The 16,024-nt window shown below is 67.5% G+C and carries 20 protein-coding genes; 12 read left to right on the top strand and 8 right to left on the bottom strand.

What is annotated here, in order from left to right:
• Window positions 1-4: 4 nt before the first annotated feature.
• From VHC63_03795 to VHC63_03765, 7 genes are read left to right on the top strand one after another with little or no spacing between them, the layout of a single operon-like run.
• Window positions 5-922, top strand: a complete 918-nt coding sequence (locus VHC63_03795) for an enoyl-CoA hydratase (protein HVV35701.1) — start codon at window positions 5-7, stop codon at window positions 920-922.
• Window positions 923-953: 31 nt separating this feature from the next.
• Window positions 954-2,117: a cytochrome P450 gene (locus VHC63_03790; GenBank protein ID HVV35700.1), complete on the top strand. Its 1,164-nt coding sequence runs from the start codon at window positions 954-956 to the stop codon at window positions 2,115-2,117.
• Window positions 2,114-3,337, top strand: a complete 1,224-nt coding sequence (locus VHC63_03785) for a CoA transferase (GenBank protein ID HVV35699.1) — start codon at window positions 2,114-2,116, stop codon at window positions 3,335-3,337. The genes VHC63_03790 and VHC63_03785 overlap by 4 nt, the downstream gene beginning before the upstream one ends.
• 17 nt (window positions 3,338-3,354) lie before the next feature.
• Window positions 3,355-3,798 carry a RidA family protein gene (locus tag VHC63_03780; protein HVV35698.1) on the top strand — a complete coding sequence of 148 codons (444 nt, stop codon included), beginning with the start codon at window positions 3,355-3,357 and terminating at the stop codon, window positions 3,796-3,798.
• A gap of 2 nt (window positions 3,799-3,800) precedes the next feature.
• Complete coding sequence (locus VHC63_03775) at window positions 3,801-4,190, top strand: cupin domain-containing protein (protein ID HVV35697.1); 390 nt, start codon at window positions 3,801-3,803, stop codon at window positions 4,188-4,190.
• Window positions 4,191-4,194: 4 nt separating this feature from the next.
• Complete coding sequence (locus VHC63_03770) at window positions 4,195-4,824, top strand: hypothetical protein (GenBank protein ID HVV35696.1); 630 nt, start codon at window positions 4,195-4,197, stop codon at window positions 4,822-4,824.
• Complete coding sequence (locus VHC63_03765; protein HVV35695.1) at window positions 4,821-5,285, top strand: ureidoglycolate lyase; 465 nt, start codon at window positions 4,821-4,823, stop codon at window positions 5,283-5,285. Before VHC63_03770 ends, VHC63_03765 begins: the two co-directional genes overlap by 4 nt.
• 55 nt (window positions 5,286-5,340) lie before the next feature.
• On the opposite strand, the gene VHC63_03760 is transcribed toward VHC63_03765, so the two are convergent.
• Complete coding sequence (locus tag VHC63_03760) at window positions 5,341-6,291, bottom strand: acyl-CoA dehydrogenase family protein (GenBank protein HVV35694.1); 951 nt, start codon at window positions 6,289-6,291, stop codon at window positions 5,341-5,343.
• Between the two features lie 10 nt (window positions 6,292-6,301).
• Window positions 6,302-7,456 carry an acyl-CoA dehydrogenase family protein gene (locus tag VHC63_03755; GenBank protein HVV35693.1) on the bottom strand — a complete coding sequence of 385 codons (1,155 nt, stop codon included), beginning with the start codon at window positions 7,454-7,456 and terminating at the stop codon, window positions 6,302-6,304.
• Window positions 7,457-7,501: 45 nt separating this feature from the next.
• Between VHC63_03755 and VHC63_03750 the strand changes: the two genes are divergently transcribed.
• Both VHC63_03750 and VHC63_03745 read left to right on the top strand, forming a co-directional pair.
• The gene (locus VHC63_03750; GenBank protein ID HVV35692.1) at window positions 7,502-7,969 is read left to right on the top strand and encodes an OB-fold domain-containing protein; all 468 of its coding nucleotides are present in this window, start codon (window positions 7,502-7,504) and stop codon (window positions 7,967-7,969) included.
• Window positions 7,966-9,162 carry a lipid-transfer protein gene (locus VHC63_03745; GenBank protein ID HVV35691.1) on the top strand — a complete coding sequence of 399 codons (1,197 nt, stop codon included), beginning with the start codon at window positions 7,966-7,968 and terminating at the stop codon, window positions 9,160-9,162. The genes VHC63_03750 and VHC63_03745 overlap by 4 nt, the downstream gene beginning before the upstream one ends.
• On the opposite strand, the gene VHC63_03740 is transcribed toward VHC63_03745, so the two are convergent.
• From VHC63_03740 to VHC63_03730, 3 genes are read right to left on the bottom strand one after another with little or no spacing between them, the layout of a single operon-like run.
• On the bottom strand, window positions 9,159-10,400 hold the full coding sequence (locus VHC63_03740; protein ID HVV35690.1) for an acyl-CoA dehydrogenase family protein: 1,242 nt from the start codon (window positions 10,398-10,400) through the stop codon (window positions 9,159-9,161). The genes VHC63_03745 and VHC63_03740 overlap by 4 nt on opposite strands.
• Window positions 10,397-11,389, bottom strand: a complete 993-nt coding sequence (locus tag VHC63_03735; protein ID HVV35689.1) for an acyl-CoA dehydrogenase family protein — start codon at window positions 11,387-11,389, stop codon at window positions 10,397-10,399. Before VHC63_03735 ends, VHC63_03740 begins: the two co-directional genes overlap by 4 nt.
• Before the next feature lie 57 nt (window positions 11,390-11,446).
• Entirely contained in the window at window positions 11,447-11,815 is a 369-nt protein-coding gene (locus VHC63_03730) for a limonene-1,2-epoxide hydrolase family protein (protein ID HVV35688.1), read from the bottom strand.
• Between the two features lie 22 nt (window positions 11,816-11,837).
• Here VHC63_03730 and VHC63_03725 point away from each other — a divergent pair, with 22 nt between their 5' ends.
• Window positions 11,838-12,116 (top strand): hypothetical protein, encoded by a 279-nt coding sequence (locus VHC63_03725; protein ID HVV35687.1) that lies wholly within the window; start codon window positions 11,838-11,840, stop codon window positions 12,114-12,116.
• Here VHC63_03725 and VHC63_03720 read toward each other — a convergent pair.
• The 3 genes from VHC63_03720 to VHC63_03710 are packed head-to-tail and all read right to left on the bottom strand — an operon-like array spanning window position 12,109 to window position 13,155.
• Window positions 12,109-12,420 (bottom strand): transcriptional regulator, encoded by a 312-nt coding sequence (locus tag VHC63_03720; GenBank protein HVV35686.1) that lies wholly within the window; start codon window positions 12,418-12,420, stop codon window positions 12,109-12,111. The genes VHC63_03725 and VHC63_03720 overlap by 8 nt on opposite strands.
• Window positions 12,421-12,463: 43 nt before the next feature.
• A complete protein-coding gene (locus tag VHC63_03715) occupies window positions 12,464-12,589 on the bottom strand; it encodes a hypothetical protein (protein ID HVV35685.1) in 126 nt (41 codons plus the stop codon).
• A complete protein-coding gene (locus tag VHC63_03710) occupies window positions 12,586-13,155 on the bottom strand; it encodes a hypothetical protein (GenBank protein ID HVV35684.1) in 570 nt (189 codons plus the stop codon). Before VHC63_03710 ends, VHC63_03715 begins: the two co-directional genes overlap by 4 nt.
• A 97-nt stretch (window positions 13,156-13,252) precedes the next feature.
• Here VHC63_03710 and VHC63_03705 point away from each other — a divergent pair, with 97 nt between their 5' ends.
• Window positions 13,253-14,443, top strand: coding sequence for an amidohydrolase family protein (locus tag VHC63_03705; protein ID HVV35683.1), 1,191 nt, complete (start codon window positions 13,253-13,255; stop codon window positions 14,441-14,443).
• Between the two features lie 23 nt (window positions 14,444-14,466).
• On the top strand, window positions 14,467-15,996 hold the full coding sequence (locus VHC63_03700) for an acyl-CoA synthetase (GenBank protein HVV35682.1): 1,530 nt from the start codon (window positions 14,467-14,469) through the stop codon (window positions 15,994-15,996).
• Window positions 15,997-16,024: the final 28 nt, after the last annotated feature.

Raw genomic sequence — 16,024 nt, 5'->3', positions numbered from 1 at the left:
GCCTATGTCAGAAACTGAGTACCACTTCGTCACCTACGAGACCTTCGACGACGGCGCGATCGCCCGCATCATGCTCAACCGTCCGGAGGCGCGGAACGCGCAGAACCGGGGCATGCTCGTCGAGCTCGACCAGGCGTTCCTGCGCGCCGAGGCCGACGACCAGGTGCGCGTCGTGATCCTCGGCGGCATGGGCCCGCTGTTCTCGGCCGGTCACGACATGGGCTCGAAAGTCGCCGCGGAGGAGTGGCAGACGCATCCGACGTCGCACACCAACGGCGGCTCGCGCGAGGGCGCCGAGAAGCTGTTCCTCCAGGAGTGGCACTACTACTTCCAGAACACGCTGCGGTGGCGCAACCTGCGCAAGATCACCATCGGTCAGGCGCACGGTCCGGTGTTCGCTGCCGGCCTGATGCTGCTGTGGGCGTGTGATCTCATCGTCGGTTCCGAAGAGGTCGTGTTCGCCGACGTCGTCGGTACGCGCCTGGGCATGTGCGGCCTCGAATACTTCGCCCACCCGTGGGAGTTCGGGCCGCGCAAGGCCAAGGAACTTCTCCTCACCGGGGACTCGATCAGCATCGACGAGGCGCACCGTCTCGGCATGGTCAGCAAGGTGTTCAAGCGTGACGAGCTCGAGGACAACACGCTCGCCTTCGCCCGTCGCATCGCCGCACTGCCGACGATGACGGCGCTGATGATCAAGGAGTCGGTCAACCAGACGGTCGACAACCAGGGGTTCTACAACGCCTTGAACTCGTGCTTCACGCTGCACGAGCTCAACCACTCGCACTGGGCGCAGATTCACGACAACAAGTACCCCGCGGCGCTCGAGGAGGACGGCATCCCCAACTGGAAGACGGCGCCGCCGACGGTCAACGCCGAGAAGACATCCGTGCGCGCCGCGACGCCCGACGCGGCGTCATAAAGCTGACGCCACTGTTAGATTCCGTCAAATGATGAGCTTCGACGATATGGAGGGCATGGATCTCGAGGCCCTCGCCCATCCGCAGGAGATGTTCAAAGGCCTGCGCGCCATGGGTGGTCCCGTCGACATGGTCGAGGACATGGGGATGTTCGTGGTCGGCACCGCCGAGCACGTCAAGGAAGTGCTGATGCATCCCGAGATCTACTCCTCAGGTGTCGACGCCGTCGACATCGGCCAGGTCCGCCCGCTGATCCCGCTCCAGATCGACCCGCCGCAGCACAAGTACTTCCGCCGCCTGATCGACCCGATCTTCGGCCGCGACACGATTGCCCGCATCGAGCCCGAGACGCGGCGTCTCGTCAAGGAACTCATCGCCAAGGTCAAGGACTCGGGCGGCACGAACTTCCACGAGTCGATCGCCGAGCCGCTGCCCTCGACGGTGTTCCTGCAGCTGCTCGGCCTGCCCGTGTCGCGCACGAAGGAGTTCATCGCGCTCAAGGACGGCATCGTGCGGCCACCGGCCAAGAGCAACGAAGAGCGCATCGAGATGGTCAACGAGACCGGCCAGAAGATCTACGCCATGCTCAAGGAAGCGATCGCCGAGCGCGAGAACGACCGTCGTGACGACATCATCTCGATGCTGCTCGACGCCAAGGTCGACGGCGAGCAGCTCACCCACGATCAGGTCGAGGACATCCTGTACCTGATGTTCATCGCGGGCCTCGATACGGTCACGTCGTCGCTCGACTGCTTCATCAGCTACCTCGCCCAGCACCCGGAGCACCGCAAGCAACTGGTGCAAGACCCCTCGCTCATCCCGCACGCCATCGAAGAGATGCTGCGGTGGGAGACACCGGTGACCGGCGTCATCCGGATCACGTCGCAGGACACCGAACTCGGCGGTTGCCCCATCCCGGCGCACACGCAGGTATCGGTCATCCTCGGTTCGTTCAACACCGACGAGAACCAGTGGGACCGCGCCGAGGAGGTCGACTTCGGTCGCGACACCAAGGGCCACCTCGCCTTCGGCGGCGGCAACCACCGCTGCCTCGGTGCGCACCTGGCGCGCATGGAGCTGCGGGTGGCGCTCGAAGAGTGGCTGGCCGTCGTGCCGGACTTCACCATCAAGGAAGGCACGGCGCTGCGCTACTCGCAGGGCCTGCGCTCGATCGACAACCTCGAGATCGTCTGGTGAGCCTGCCTCTGGAAGGTGTGCGCGTCATCGAAGTCGCGAGCTGGATGTTCATCCCGAGTGGTGGCGCGATCCTCGTCGACTGGGGCGCGGACGTCCTCAAGGTCGAGCACCCCGAAACCGGTGATCCGCAGCGCGGCCTGATCACGTCGGGACTCATCCCCGGTTCGGGTGGGCGGGCACCGATCAACTTCATGATCGAGCAGCCCAACCGCGGCAAGAAGTCGATCGCCATCGACATCTCGAAGCCCGAAGGTCACGAGGCGCTGATGAAGCTCGTCGAGACGGCCGACGTGTTCCTCACGAACTACCTGCCGCCGATCCGGCGCAAGCTCAAGATCGACACCGACGACATCCGCGCCCGCAACCCCGACATCATCATCGCCCGCGGTTCGGGCCAGGGTCCGCTCGGCCCCGACGCCGAGAAGGGTGGATTCGACGGCGCGTCGTTCTGGGCGCGCGGCGGCATGGGCATGGTCGTGCCGCCGGGGCAGGAGGGTTATCCGCTCGGCCAGGTCGGCCCGGCGTTCGGCGACGTCATGGGCGGTATGGCGACCGCCGGCGCGATCGCGGCCGCGCTCGTCAAGCGTGAACGCACCGGTGAGACGTCGATCGTCGACGTGTCGCTGCTCGCCACCGCGATGTGGCAGCTGTCGCCGCTGGTGATCATGAACAAGATGTTCGGCATCGAGCGCTTGGCGTCTCCGGTGCGGGGCGCGCCGGGCAACCCGGGCGTCGGCGTCTACAAGACGAAGGACGATCGCTTCGTCGCCATGATGTTGTTGCAGGGCGACCGGTTCTGGGCCGACTGGGTGACGCGCCTGGGCCGACCCGATCTGGCCGACGACCCGCGCTTCGTCGAGGCCGGTGTGCGGGCGCAGCACGCGGCCGAGGCGCAGAAGGAACTCGACGACGCCTTCAGCAACTTCACGCTGGAGGAACTGCGCGGGGCGTTCGACGGCTTCGAAGGCGTGTGGGCGCCGTACCAGACGCTGGCCGAGCTGTACGAAGACCCGCAGGTGATCGCCAACGGCTACCTGCCCACCGCCGACGTCAACGGCGAGCCGTTCCAGATGGTGTCGTCGCCGGCGCTGTTCGACGAGAAGCCCTTCGAGGTCACGCGCGCTCCCGAACACGGCGAGCACACCGAGTTGGAACTCATCGAAGTCGGCTACGACTGGGAGCAGCTCGCCGCCATGAAGGAATCCGGAGCGATCCTCTGAGTTTCGACGCGCGGGTGGTGGAGCTCGGCTACATGCTGCACGGGCCGCACAAGCCGCACGATCCTCTCGACGCCGTCGTCGTGTGGGACGGCGTCGCCCGTACTTCCGGCACCCTGCCGCGCATCGACGGAAAGCTGACCTGCATCGGCGTGGTCGGCGACACGGTGTCGGTCGACGACGCTTACGAAGCCGCCGCCGTGTGCGCCCTCAATGCGCTGTGTCTCTTGCGCGACGAGCTCGGCACGCTGGACCGCATCGAACGGATTCTCTCGGTGACCGGCTACGTGGCCAGCGCCCCGGGTTTCGACCAGCAGCCGGCGGTTGTCGACGGCGCGTCGAAGATCCTCGTCGACGTCTTCGGCGACGCCGGCCGCCACACCCGCAGCGCCATCGGCGTGGCGGCGTTGCCCCGCGGCGGCGCCGTCGAGATCGAACTCACCGCCGCGCTGCGAAAGGATTAACTATGGCTATGGACGTGCGGTCGATTGAAGACGTGGCACCGATCGTCGAACACAACGGGACGGTGCCGGTGTGGTGGTTGATCCAGCCGCGGGAAATGATGGAGATCACCAAGGGCGGGCACCTCGAGCTGGTGAGCGAGTTCGAGGTGGCGGGCGGCGGCTACGTCGACCCGCACAATCATCCGACCCACGAGTTCTATTACGTGACGTCGGGCCGCGGGATCATGGAGATCGAAGGCGAGGAGCGGATCATCCAGCAGGGTGACCTCGTGCACATCCCGCCGATGGCGATGCACTCACTCAAGCCGGTGAGCGACACCGCGCCCATCCATTGTTTTTGCTTCGCCGTGGCCACGCCCGACGCCGGCGAGATCAACTACACGGAACACTGACCGCGTGACGATCGCGGAGACCGCCGAAGAGCTCGCAGCGCTCGGGTCGGCGACACTGGGGGAGTGCGGCGCCCTGCGCATGCACCATCGCATCAAGCCGGCGTGGAAGGGCGCGGTTGTCGCCGGCCCGGCCATCACCGCCAAGTGCGGCCAGGGCGACAACCTGGCGATCCACGTCGCGGTCGCCGAGAACATCGTCGTGGGCACGGTGCTCGTGGTCGACGCCACCAACCCGCCCGAGTACGGCTACTGGGGTGAAGTCCTCACGACCGCCGCCGGTGCCAACGACATTGTCGGCCTCGTCATCGACGGCGGTACCCGCGACACCGACGCCATCGAGGCGCTCGAGTTCCCCGTCTTCAATTCGATGATCGCGTTGACCGGCGCGCAGAAGAAGCAGGGCGGCACGATCAACCAGGCCGTCACCGTCGGCGACGCCGAAGTGAACCCGGGCGACTGGGTCGTGGGCGACACCGACGGCGTCGTCGTCATCCCGCGTGCGCAACTCAGCGCGGTGCTCGAAGCGGCCACGGCGCGTTACGAGAACGAGCAGGAGTTGTTCCGCCAGCTGAAGGAAGGCGCCACGACCATCGAGCTGCTCGGCCTGAACCCCAAGGGCCTCGACAAGTCGTGACCGACAGTTACACCGTCATCGCGGAGCCGCTCACGCGCGAGGCGTTCGCGCCGTTCGGTCAGGTCATCGACACCGGCGACATGGTGATGGAGTTGCGCGATGGCGAGCAGTTCGCGCTCAACGTGTTGTCCTACGACCGCTACCCGCTGGTATGCGACCACCTCAACCGTCACCACAAGGCGACCCAGGCGCTCGTCGCGCTCGCGGGCAAGCCGACGCTGCTCGTGGTCGCGGCGAAGGAGTTCGACTTCACGACGCGAGACGACTTGCAACACGTCCGCGCCTTCATCTGCGACGGCAGCGCTGGGGTGAACCTGTCTCTGGGGACGTGGCACTGGGGTCCGGCACCGCTGATGGACCACGTCGACCTGGTCAACGTGCAGGGTGCCGGGTTCTTGAACGACAACGAAGTGGCGTATCTCGAACGCGACCTCGGCGTCGTCGTCAACGTGGTTCTCTAGCGCCCTGCGCTTCGACGTCCTGGCACGGCCCACGCCGCTTCGCGTTAAGTAACCCTTAGCCGAACGACGCGGCGACGCGGTCGGCGTGGTGGGCGGCGTCGCCCCAGGCACGCGACAGCGCCCACGTGCGTTTGAGAAAGAGGTGGAGGTCGGCTTCGACGGTGTAGCCGATGGCGCCGTGGCACTGGAGCGCCTTGCGGGCGACGAGTTCGGCGGCATCCGACGCCATCGCTTTCGCGGTCGACGCGTCGCGGCTGCGGGTCGGCGCGTCGTGGGCGGCGGACCAGGCGGCGCGCCACACGACCGGGCGGGCGAACTCCAGCGCCAGACGCGCGTCGGCGAGGTGGTGCTTGACCGCTTGGAAGCTGCCGACGGGAACGCCGAACTGGCGGCGCTCGATCACGTAGGCGACGGTCATGTCGAGCATGGTCTGGCCGAGGCCGACCAGCATCGCCGCGGTGCCGAGCGCGCCGCGTTCGCGCGCCCGCTCGATGACCGACGACTTGGACGTGACGACGCGTCCCGATGTCCCGGCGCCGACGCGCGCCACCCGTCGGGCCGCGTCGACGGTGTCGACGGGGGTCAGCGACGCCTCGCCGCGCTCGACCAACACGAGCGACGCGCCGCGGTGCAGGAGCAGGCGATCGGCGTCGGCCGCGCACGCGACGTTGGCGCCGCCGAGGTCTGAGCTCACCATGCCGACCGCGCCCACCAATGGCGCCGCCACCATTGCCGACTCGACGATGGGGTGGGGCAACGCAACCCGTCCCGCTTCTTCGAGGATCGGGACGAGAAAGGACTCGTCGAGCCCGAGCCCACCGTCGGCTTCGGCAACGAGTAACCCGAGCACGCCCATGGTCTCGAGGCTGCGCCACACGCCGCGGTCGAGTTGCCCGGCGGGCGCGGTGGCGGCGGCGCGCACGTCGGCGGGGGTCATTTCCTTGGCGAACAGGTCACGCACCGCGTCACGGAACGCGACCTGGTCTTCGGCCAGAGAAAATCTCATGGGGCAAGGTTCATCGCGGCAAACCAAGCAGCCGTTCGGCCGCGATGTTGCGTTGGATCTCGTTCGTGCCGGCGTAGATCGGGCCCGACAACGAGAATTGCCAGCCCTTGGTCCACGCGTTCTCGAGTTCGGCGTCGGCACCGAGCACGTCGAGGGCGATGGCGTGTAGCTCGACGTCGAGCTCGCTCCACCACAACTTCGTGAGGCTGGCTTCGGCGCCGGGTTTGGCACCGGTCGCCAACTTCGTGACGGTGACGAGCGTCTGCTGCTGGTACGCGTCGGCGTGCATCCACGCGACCGCGGCGCGGCGTTGGAGCGTGACATCCCCGTGCTGGCGCGCCAGGGCGACAAGCCGTTCCGCGGTCGCGAGGAATCGGCCAGGGGAGCGCAGCGTCAGGCCGCGCTCGGATCCGGCGGTGGCCATGGCGACGGACCAGCCCCCGCCCACCTCGCCGAGTACGACGCCGCCGCCGATGGCGTCGTCGGCGAGGAACGCGTCTTCGAAGAAGACTTCGGCAAACCCTTCGTCGCCGTCCAAGCGACCGAAGCCCCGCACGGTGATGCCGGGTGTCGCCAGCGGGACGAGCAGATACGTCAGGCCTTTGTGGCGTTCGCTTTCCGGGTCGGTGCGGAACAGGCCGAACAAGTGCGTGCAAAACGCACCGCGGGTCGTCCAGGTCTTCTGCCCGTTGAGGATCCAGCCGCCAGCTACGCGCTCGGCACGCGACGAAACACCGGCGAGGTCGCTGCCGGCGTTGGGCTCGGACCAACCCTGGCACCACAGGTCCTCACCTGCGGCCATACGCCGCAGGATCGCGGTCTGCTGCGCGGGCGTGCCGAATTCGAACACGCTCGGGGCCAGCAGAAAGATGCCGTTCTGGGTGACCCGCGGCGGGCCGCCGGCGCGGTAGTACTCCTCCTCGAACAGCAGCCACTCCCACAGCGACGCGTCGCGCCCGCCGTGCTCCTTCGGCCACGACACCGCGGCCAGCCCGGCGTCGAACAGTCGGCTCTCCCACCGCAGGTGCTGGGCGAAGCCGTCGCGTGTGTCACCCGACGCGGGCTCACCATCACACTCGGCACGCCAGGCGGCGACGTTGCTCGCCAGCCAGGTTCGCACGTCGAAGCGAAATTCTTCTTCGTCCTCCGACCAGGTCAGGTCCACGGGCGCCTCGGCATACCTGACACTCCGTCAGATTAGTCTGCGGCCATGCCCACCACGTCTGTACCCGCTGTCGAAGACTGGTTCACCACCGACGCCGAACCCCACCTCGTCGGCACCCGGTGCACCACCTGCGGCACGGTGTTCTTCCCGCGAGCCAGCGGGTTCTGTCGCAACCCTGCGTGCCGCGGCCGCGACTTCGAGGACGTGGAGTTGGCCCGCACCGGCACGGTGTGGAGTTACACCGACGCGCAGTACCAACCGCCGTCGCCGTACATCCCGGCGACCGAGCCCTACGAGCCCTTCGCCCTCGCGGCGGTGGAGCTGGCGGACGAGCAGATCGTCATCCTCGGCCAAGTGGCGAAGGGCTTCGGTGTGCAGGACCTCAAGGTCGGCGCGCCCGTCGAGTTGGTGGTCGAACCGCTCTACGAGATCGACGGCGTGGAACACCTGATGTACCGCTGGAAGCCCGTGAGCGGCGCGGCGAAACGCGAACCGAAGCCGGTGACGACGTGAGTGCGCCGGAGAGCGTCGCCGTGCTCGGCGCGGGCATGCACGAGTGGGGCAAGTGGGGCCGGCCGTTCCACGAATACGGCATCCACGCCGCGCTCGCGGCGCTCGACGACGCCGGCGTCGACTGGGCCGACGTGCAATTCGTCGCTGGCGGCGAGACGGTGCGCAACGGCTACCCCGGCTACGTCGCCGCCTCGACCATCACACAGGCGCTCGGATGGAACGGCGCCCGCGTGGCGTCGTCGTACGCCGCCTGCGCGTCCGGCGTGACCGCGCTCGACGCGGCGCGCTCGCGCATCCTCGCGGGCCTGTGCGACGTCGCCCTCGTCGTCGGTGCCGACACCACACCGAAGGGTTTTCTCGCGCCGGTCGCCGGCGAACGCTGGGACGACCCCGACTGGTTGCGCTTTCGTCTCCTCGGCGCGACCAACCCTACGTACTTCGCGCTCTACGCCCGCCGCCGGATGGACCTGTACGGCGCGACGGAAGCCGACTTCGCCAAAGTGAAGGTGAAGAACGCGCGCCACGGCCTCAACAACCCCTACGCCCGGTATCGCAAGGAAGTCACCGAGGAGGAGGTTCTCAACAGTCCGATCGTGGCCGACCCGCTGCGCCTCCTCGAGATCTGCGCAACCTCCGACGGCGGCGCCGCCATCGTGCTGACGTCGATGGATTACGCCCGCAAACGCGGCATCCGCAATCCCGTACGCATCCGCGCCGTGTCGACGGTGACGCCGCGGTTCCCGAACACCGTCATCGAGATGCCGAACTTCTCGACCGACTCGGCCGCCGCGCTCGCCCCGCCGGAGTTGACCTTCCGCGACTCCATCGCCGCCGGCGCGTACGAGGAGGCGGGCATCGGTCCGGATGAGTTGAGCCTCGCCGAGGTGTACGACCTGTCGACCGCGCTCGAGCTCGACTGGATGGAGAACATCGGCCTGTGCAAGGCAGGCGAAGCGGAGAAATTGCTCAACGACGGTGACACCACGATCGGCGGGCGCATACCGGTCAACCCGAGCGGAGGCCTCGCGTGCTTCGGTGAAGCCGTCCCCGCCCAGGCGATCGCACAGGTGTGCGAAGTGACTTGGCAGTTACGCGGTACGGCGACTGGGCACCAAGTCGAAGGGGCGACGGCGGGCGTCACCGTCAACCAAGGGTTGTTCGGCCACGGCAGCGCCGTGCTGCTCACGACTTAGCGGCTGCGCTTGACCTCGCGGTAGGGGATCTCGCGGTCCGCCGCGTACTCGCGGGGCATGCCGAGGACGCGCTCGCTGATGATGTTGCGCTGGATCTCGTTGCTGCCACCGCCGAGCGACGTCGACTGCCGCCACAGTGAGAACTCGGCGGCGGCCCGCGTCGGCGGTTCCTCACCCGGAGCCCACGCCGCCGCCGCGGCGCCGGCGATCTCGAGGCCGATCTCGGAGCGCCGGATCACGCCGTTGGCGCTGAACAGCTTCATGATTGCGCCCGCCTGTCCCGGCAGCTTGCCGTTGGCGAGGCCGTGCCCGATGCGGCGCGACAGCGCCGCCGAAACCAGTTGGCGCACATGGGCGTCGGCGACGAGCTGGCGCACGTGGTCGTTCGACGCCTGGCCCGTCGACGTGACGAGCTGGGTGATGAGGTTGTCGGTGGCCGAGTACCCGGGGTCGTGGCCCACGGAGCGTCCTGAGGTGTAGATCGACGCGCCACCGACAGCAGCGCGCTCGTGCGTAAGGAGGCGGGTGGCGACGGTCCAGCCGTCGTCGATCTCGCCCACGACGTCGGCGACGGGTATGTGCACGTCGTCGAAGAACTCCTGGCAGAACTCCATCGACCCGTCGACCTGGCGGATCTGCTCGACCTGCACGCCCGGCTGATGGATCTTGAGGATGAACATCGTGAGGCCGCGGTGCTTCGGCACGTCCCAGTTGGTGCGGGCGAGGATCATGGCGTAGTCGCACTCGTGCGCCCCGCTCGACCAGATCTTCGAGCCGTTGAGCACGAACACGTCGCCGTCGCGGTCGGCGCGGGTCAACACGCCGGCGAGATCGGATCCGCCGCTGGGCTCGCTGAGGAACTGCACCCACAACTCTTCGCCCCGCAGGATCGCCGGGATGTGACGGCGTTTCTGCTCGTCGGTGCCGAAGTCGAGCAGCGTGGCGGCGAGGATGCCGAAGGTCGGCACGTTGAGCGACGACGGCATGTCGTAGCCCGCGGCTTCCTCGGTGAAGGCGCGCTGATAGGCCGGTGGCAGCCCGAGGCCGCCGTACTCGGCGGGGAAGCAGATGCCGGCGAATCCGGCGTCGTAGAGCTTGCGCTGCAGGGCGCGCTCGTGGTCGCGGCGACCGGGCACGTCGGCGCGCTCGAAGTCGTCCATCGGCTCGAGGTTCGAACGAATCCACGCGCGCGCCCGCGCCCGGAACTCGTCGACCGTCTCGCGGCGTGGCGAGGTCATGCCGCCCCCAGGATCATCTGGGCGAGGTGTTCGCGCCACTCGGCCGGTGGGCCGTACGTCGCCCGGTTGACGGTGGCGCGGCGCAAGTAGAGGTGGATGTCGTGTTCCCACGTGACGCCGATGCCGCCGTGGAGTTGCACACAGTCCTGGATGATCTCGGTGGCGATGGCGCCGATCCACGCCTTGGCCGCCGCGGCCAACTCGGCGGCGTTGGGTGCGCCCTCGGCGAACGCGTACGCCGCTGCCGTCGTGATGGCGTGGCACGCCTCGAGGTGCATCTTGTCGTCGGCGACACGGTGCTTCAGCGCCTGATACGACGACAGCGGACGGCCGAAGGAGAAGCGATCGTCCATGTACTCGAGGGTCATCTCGAAGACGCGCTCGACGACACCACACGTCTCGGCGCACTGCGTCACGAGAGCGACGGGAAACAGATCGCCGACCTCGCCGAGCGGTTCACCGGCGTCGGCGTCGATCGAGACGTGCGCGAAGCGCCGCACCAGGTCGAGCCCGTCCCACGGCGTCACGTGCACGGCGGGGTCGTCGGCGGCGACAAGGCGAGCGCCGTCGGCGGTCGTGACCACGAAGACGTCGGCCTGGGCACCGGCTTCGACGACGCCGGCGGTTTCGTGGACCCACGCGCCCACGAGGTCACCGCTGAGCAAACCGGGCAACCACTTGGCCTGCTGCGCGTCGCTGGCACCGGTCGCGAGCGCATGCACGGCGACATTCGAGGCCACGAGGGGCCCGGGCGCCACGGCGCGTCCCATTTCCTCGGCGACGATCGCGAGTTCGAGCATGCTGCCGCCCGAATCGGGGGCGAGCATGGAGGTCCAGCCGAGGTCACACGCCGCCTTCCAGTAGCCGCGTTCGAACCCGTCGGGATTCGCTGCGAGGGCGCGCACGGTGGTGATTGGTGCTTCGGCAGCGAGGAACTTGCGCGTGGTCTGCGCGAAGAATTCCTGGTCTTCGGTCACGTCGACATCCACGGGATGCGCAGGCTATCGGCCGTCTAACACTCGTGTCAGGTTGGCGCCGGGCGGCGTCTACAGCTGCGACATGAACTGCTGGAGGTCGAAGTAGTCGCGCCACGCGGCAATCTTGCCGTCGACGATTTCGAACGTGCCCATGACCGGCAGCGCCATCGTCTTGTCCGGACGGATGAAGCGGTCGACGCGTTCGGTCAGCACGGTGTTGCCGTTCGCCGCGATGGCGCGGACGTCGAACTCGATGCGGTCGACGCCTCCGGTGAAGCCTTCGATCGTGGTGCGGATGGCGTCCTTGCCGGCGACGGGCGCGATCGGAATGTTGTGGTACACCGCGTCGTCGGTGAAGAACGCCATGAGAGCGTCGACGTCGACGGACTCCCACGCCTGACAGAAACGAGTGACGACGTCGATCGGGTCAGTGGCCATGCGCGGACTCTACGGTGCGGCGATGCGACGAGCACTGCGTTGGCTGTTCGAGGACCGCACGACGCACGACGGGCACCTCGTCGTATGGCAGTGGCCGAACGTCCCGCTGTGGGTCTGGATCGTCGCGGCCGTGCTCGGTCGCTTTGCCCGCGGCGGCGCCGGCACCGTCGTGCACGTGATCGGCGCCGTCGGACTCGCGGTCTGGGCCGTTATGGAGGTCGGCTGGGGAGTGAACCCGTTCCGCCGCATGCTCGGCGCCGTCGTGCTCGGGTCGATGGTGGTCGGCCTGCTCGTCAGCTAATGCCGTCGAGCAGGGCGCGCAACGCGGCCACTTCGTCGTCGAACGCCTTGCGCCCCGTCTTGGTTATCGCCACCCACGTCTTGGGGCGCTTGCCTTCGAACGTCTTTTCCTGGCTGACATAGCCCGCGTCTTCCAACACCGTGAGGTGTCGGGAGAGGTTCCCGTCGGTCAGCTTCAGGATCGAGCGCAACTCGCCGAAGTCGGCGCGCGGCGCTTCGGCCAGTACCGCGAGGATGCCAAGCCGGACCCGCTGGTGGACGACGTCGTCGAGCCCGAGCGAAGGGTGTTCTTCCGCGTCGCTCATGCTGGCTGGCGGCGCACGCTGGCGGCGTCGCGCCCGGTGCCGGTCATCGCTGCGGGAACACTTTGCGCACGAGCTTGCGGGTGCGGCTCTGGTGACGCACGGTCGTCTTGGATGAGCCGGCAGCGGAGCGATAGGCGGATGCCTGGCGGATGAACTGTCCGTTGATCATGACCGGATTCCCTTCTTGGCCCGCGAGCGTTTGCGCCCCACGGCGCCGACGACAAGTGCCGATCCCATCCCGGCGGCGAAGCTGAACGCGGTGTTGAGCGGGCCCGATGGCAAGGGCAAGAGAACAGCGATCAGCAGCGCCGGGACCAGGAGCACGACGTTGCGGTGGATCGCGGCGAATGCGACGGCGCCCCCGGCGAAGCCGATGCCGATCACCGCGTCGCGGGCGTCGCCATGGAGTGCGAGCGCGGCGGTGACATCGGCGACGAGCACCATGCCGCTGATCGCCCACACGGACGGCTTCGGCAACGCCCCGCCCAAGTTGCGGCGCCGAATCACATCGTGGCGGGCGGCCAGCAACGCCGTCGCACCGAGGAAGCAGAACCAGAGGATGTGGACGGGATGCTCCGGTCGCTCGACCCCGAGGCCGAAGCACGTGGCCGCCGCCAGCAGCAGGAACTCGGGCATCAGGGCGCGCAGGCGGGCGCTGGTGGACGCCTGCGCATCGCGCACGACGTTCAGCAACGATTGCGCCTCGTCGGTTGGAACCGCAGGGTTCTCTGTCATGTAATGAACTTTGTATTGCAAAGCTAACCGTGTCAAGGGGCAATCGCTCGCGATATCCTGATCTAACAGTCGTGTCACGTTCGTAGGAGAACCTCACATGCCGTCTCGCAAGCTCGATTTTCCGGTCTTCGACGTGGACAACCACATGTACGAAGACCGCGACGCGCTGACGAAGTTCCTGCCGCCCGAATACGACGGCCTCATCAAGTACGTCGAGGTCAACGGGCGGACCAAGATCGCGGTGCGCAACCAGATCTCGGAGTACATCCCCAACCCGACGTTCGATCGCGTGGCGCGTCCGGGTGCCCAGGAGGAGTACTTCCGCATCGGCAACCCGGAGGGCAAGTCGCGGCGCGAGATCATGGGCCAGGCGATGGACTGCATCCCGGCCTTCCGGGAGCCCGGGGCCCGTATCGAGCTGATGGACGAACTCGGCCTCGACCGGGCGATCATGTGGCCGACGCTGGCGTCGCTGGTCGAAGAGCGCCTGCGTGACGATCCCGACGCCATCCACGCCGTCATCCACGCGCTGAACCAGTGGATGCTCGAGCAGTGGACGTTCAACTACGACGGCCGCATCTTCCCGACGCCGGTGGTCACGCTGCCGATCGTCGACAAAGCCGTCGCCGAGCTCGAGTTCCTGCTCGACAACGGGGCCAAGATCATCCTCATCCGCCCGGCGCCGGTGCCCGGCTTCCGCGGCCCGCGCTCGTTCGCGCTACCGGAGTTCGACCCGTTCTGGAAGCTCGTCGAGGACAGCGGCATCGTCGTGGGCATGCACGCGTCCGACAGCGGCTACCAGCGCTACGCCAACGACTGGGAGGGCGTGCGCAACGAGATGACGCCGTTCGCCGGCGGCGGCGCATTCGCCGCGATCAACGGCAGCCACCACCGTGCCATCGTCGACGCGATGGCAAGCGTGGTCGGCCACGGTCTCGCGACGCGCTTCCCGAAGCTCAAGATCGCGCCCGTCGAGAACGGTTCGTCGTGGGTGCGGCCGCTGCTCGAAGACATGGAGAGCGCGTACAAGATGAACCCGCACCTCTTCGAGGAGCACCCCGTCGAGGTGTTCAAGCGCAACATCTTCGTGCACCCGTTCCACGAGGACGACCCGCAGGGCCTCGTGCGTCTGGTCGGTGTCGACAATGTGCTGTTCGGCTCCGACTACCCGCACCCTGAGGGTCTGGCCGATCCGTTGAGCTTTGTCGACGCGCTGCCCGATCTGTCGAAGGAAGAGCAGGCCAAAGTGATGGGTGGCAACCTCGCCCGTCTCATGAACGTCGCGTAGTTCGCTCGCTTACGCTCCCCCCTATGTATCCGGGGGGATTCGCACACACCCGTCCTGACCATCCGGCGGTCGTCATGGCCGGCACGGGCGAGACGATCACGTATCGCGAGTTGAACGAGCGGTCGAACCGCCTCGCGCAACTGTGGTTCGACCGCGGCCTGCGCCGCGGCGACCACGTCGCCATCCTGCTGCACAACCAGGTCGAGTACTTCGACGCGGTATGGGCGGCGCTGCGCAGCGGTCTGTACTACACGCCGATCAACTGGCACCTCACGGCGCCCGAGGTCGACTACATCGTGCGGGACTGCGGGGCGCGCAGCGTGGTGACGTCCTACGCCCTGCGTAACGCCGCCGCGACCATTATCGACGTCGAGATCCCGTTGATGGTCGGCGGCGTCGCCGACGGGTGGGAGTCGTACGAAGACGCGACCGCGGAGTACCCGGAGACCAACCTCGACGAGGAACCCGAAGGCGCCGGCATGTTCTATTCGTCGGGCACGACGGGCGTGCCCAAGGGCATCCTGTTCCCCCTGCGCGACGCCAAGATCTCCGACGAGTCACCGCTCGCCGCCTACAAGTCGCCGATGACGCCCGCCGAGGACACGATTTACCTGTCGCCGGCGCCGCTGTACCACACCGCGCCTGTCGTGTTCTGTGCGAACTGCCATCGCTACGGCGCCACGGTGATCGTCATGGAGCGGTGGGACCCGGAGGACTGCCTGCGTTTCATCGAGCACTACCGGGTCAACAAGGCACAGTTCGTGCCGACGATGTTCGTGCGCATGCTCAAGCTGCCCGACGACGTGCGCGCCAAGTACGACGTGTCGTCGCTCGAGGTGGCAATCCACGCCGCGGCGCCGTGCCCCGTCGACGTGAAGCGCCAGATGATCGACTGGTGGGGGCCGATCCTGTGGGAGTACTACGCCGGTTCGGAGAACGTGGGCTCGACGCTCATCACGTCGGAGGAGTGGCTGGCGCATCCGGGCTCGGTCGGCCAGCCGCGCATGTGCACGGTGCATATCTGCGACGACGAGGGCAACGAACTGCCGACGGGTGAGATCGGTCGCGTCTGGTTCGACACGCCGCACGCCCGCTTCGAGTACCACGGCGATCCCGAGAAGACGGCGAACTCGCGGTCCAAGGAGGGGTGGTACAACCTCGGCGACGTCGGCTACGTGGATGACGAGGGCTACCTGTACCTGACCGATCGCGTGTCGTTCACCATCGTCAGCGGCGGCGTGAACATCTATCCGCAGGAAGCGGAGAACGTTCTGGTGATGCATCCCGCCGTCGCCGACGCCGCGGTGTTCGGCGTGCCCAACGAGGAAATGGGCGAAGAGGTGAAGGGTGTCGTCCAGTTGCTCGACGGCTCGCTCGGCTCGCCCGAACTCGAGCAGGAGTTACTGGCGTTCTGTCGCTCCAAGCTCGCCGCCTACAAGTGCCCGCGCACCATCGACTTCATCGAGGAACTGCCGCGCCAGGAGACGGGCAAGCTCTACAAGCGCATCCTGCGCGACCGCTACTGGGGCGACAAGACCTCCCGCATCGTCTAACCGGGCGCTCCGCTGCTTCTGGTGTCGC

This window comes from Acidimicrobiales bacterium (assembly GCA_035546775.1).
Taxonomy (GTDB): Bacteria; Actinomycetota; Acidimicrobiia; order Acidimicrobiales; family JACCXE01; genus JACCXE01.
The sequence above is the reverse complement of the archived record's forward strand: the minus strand, read 5'-3'. Positions and strand labels throughout refer to the sequence as shown.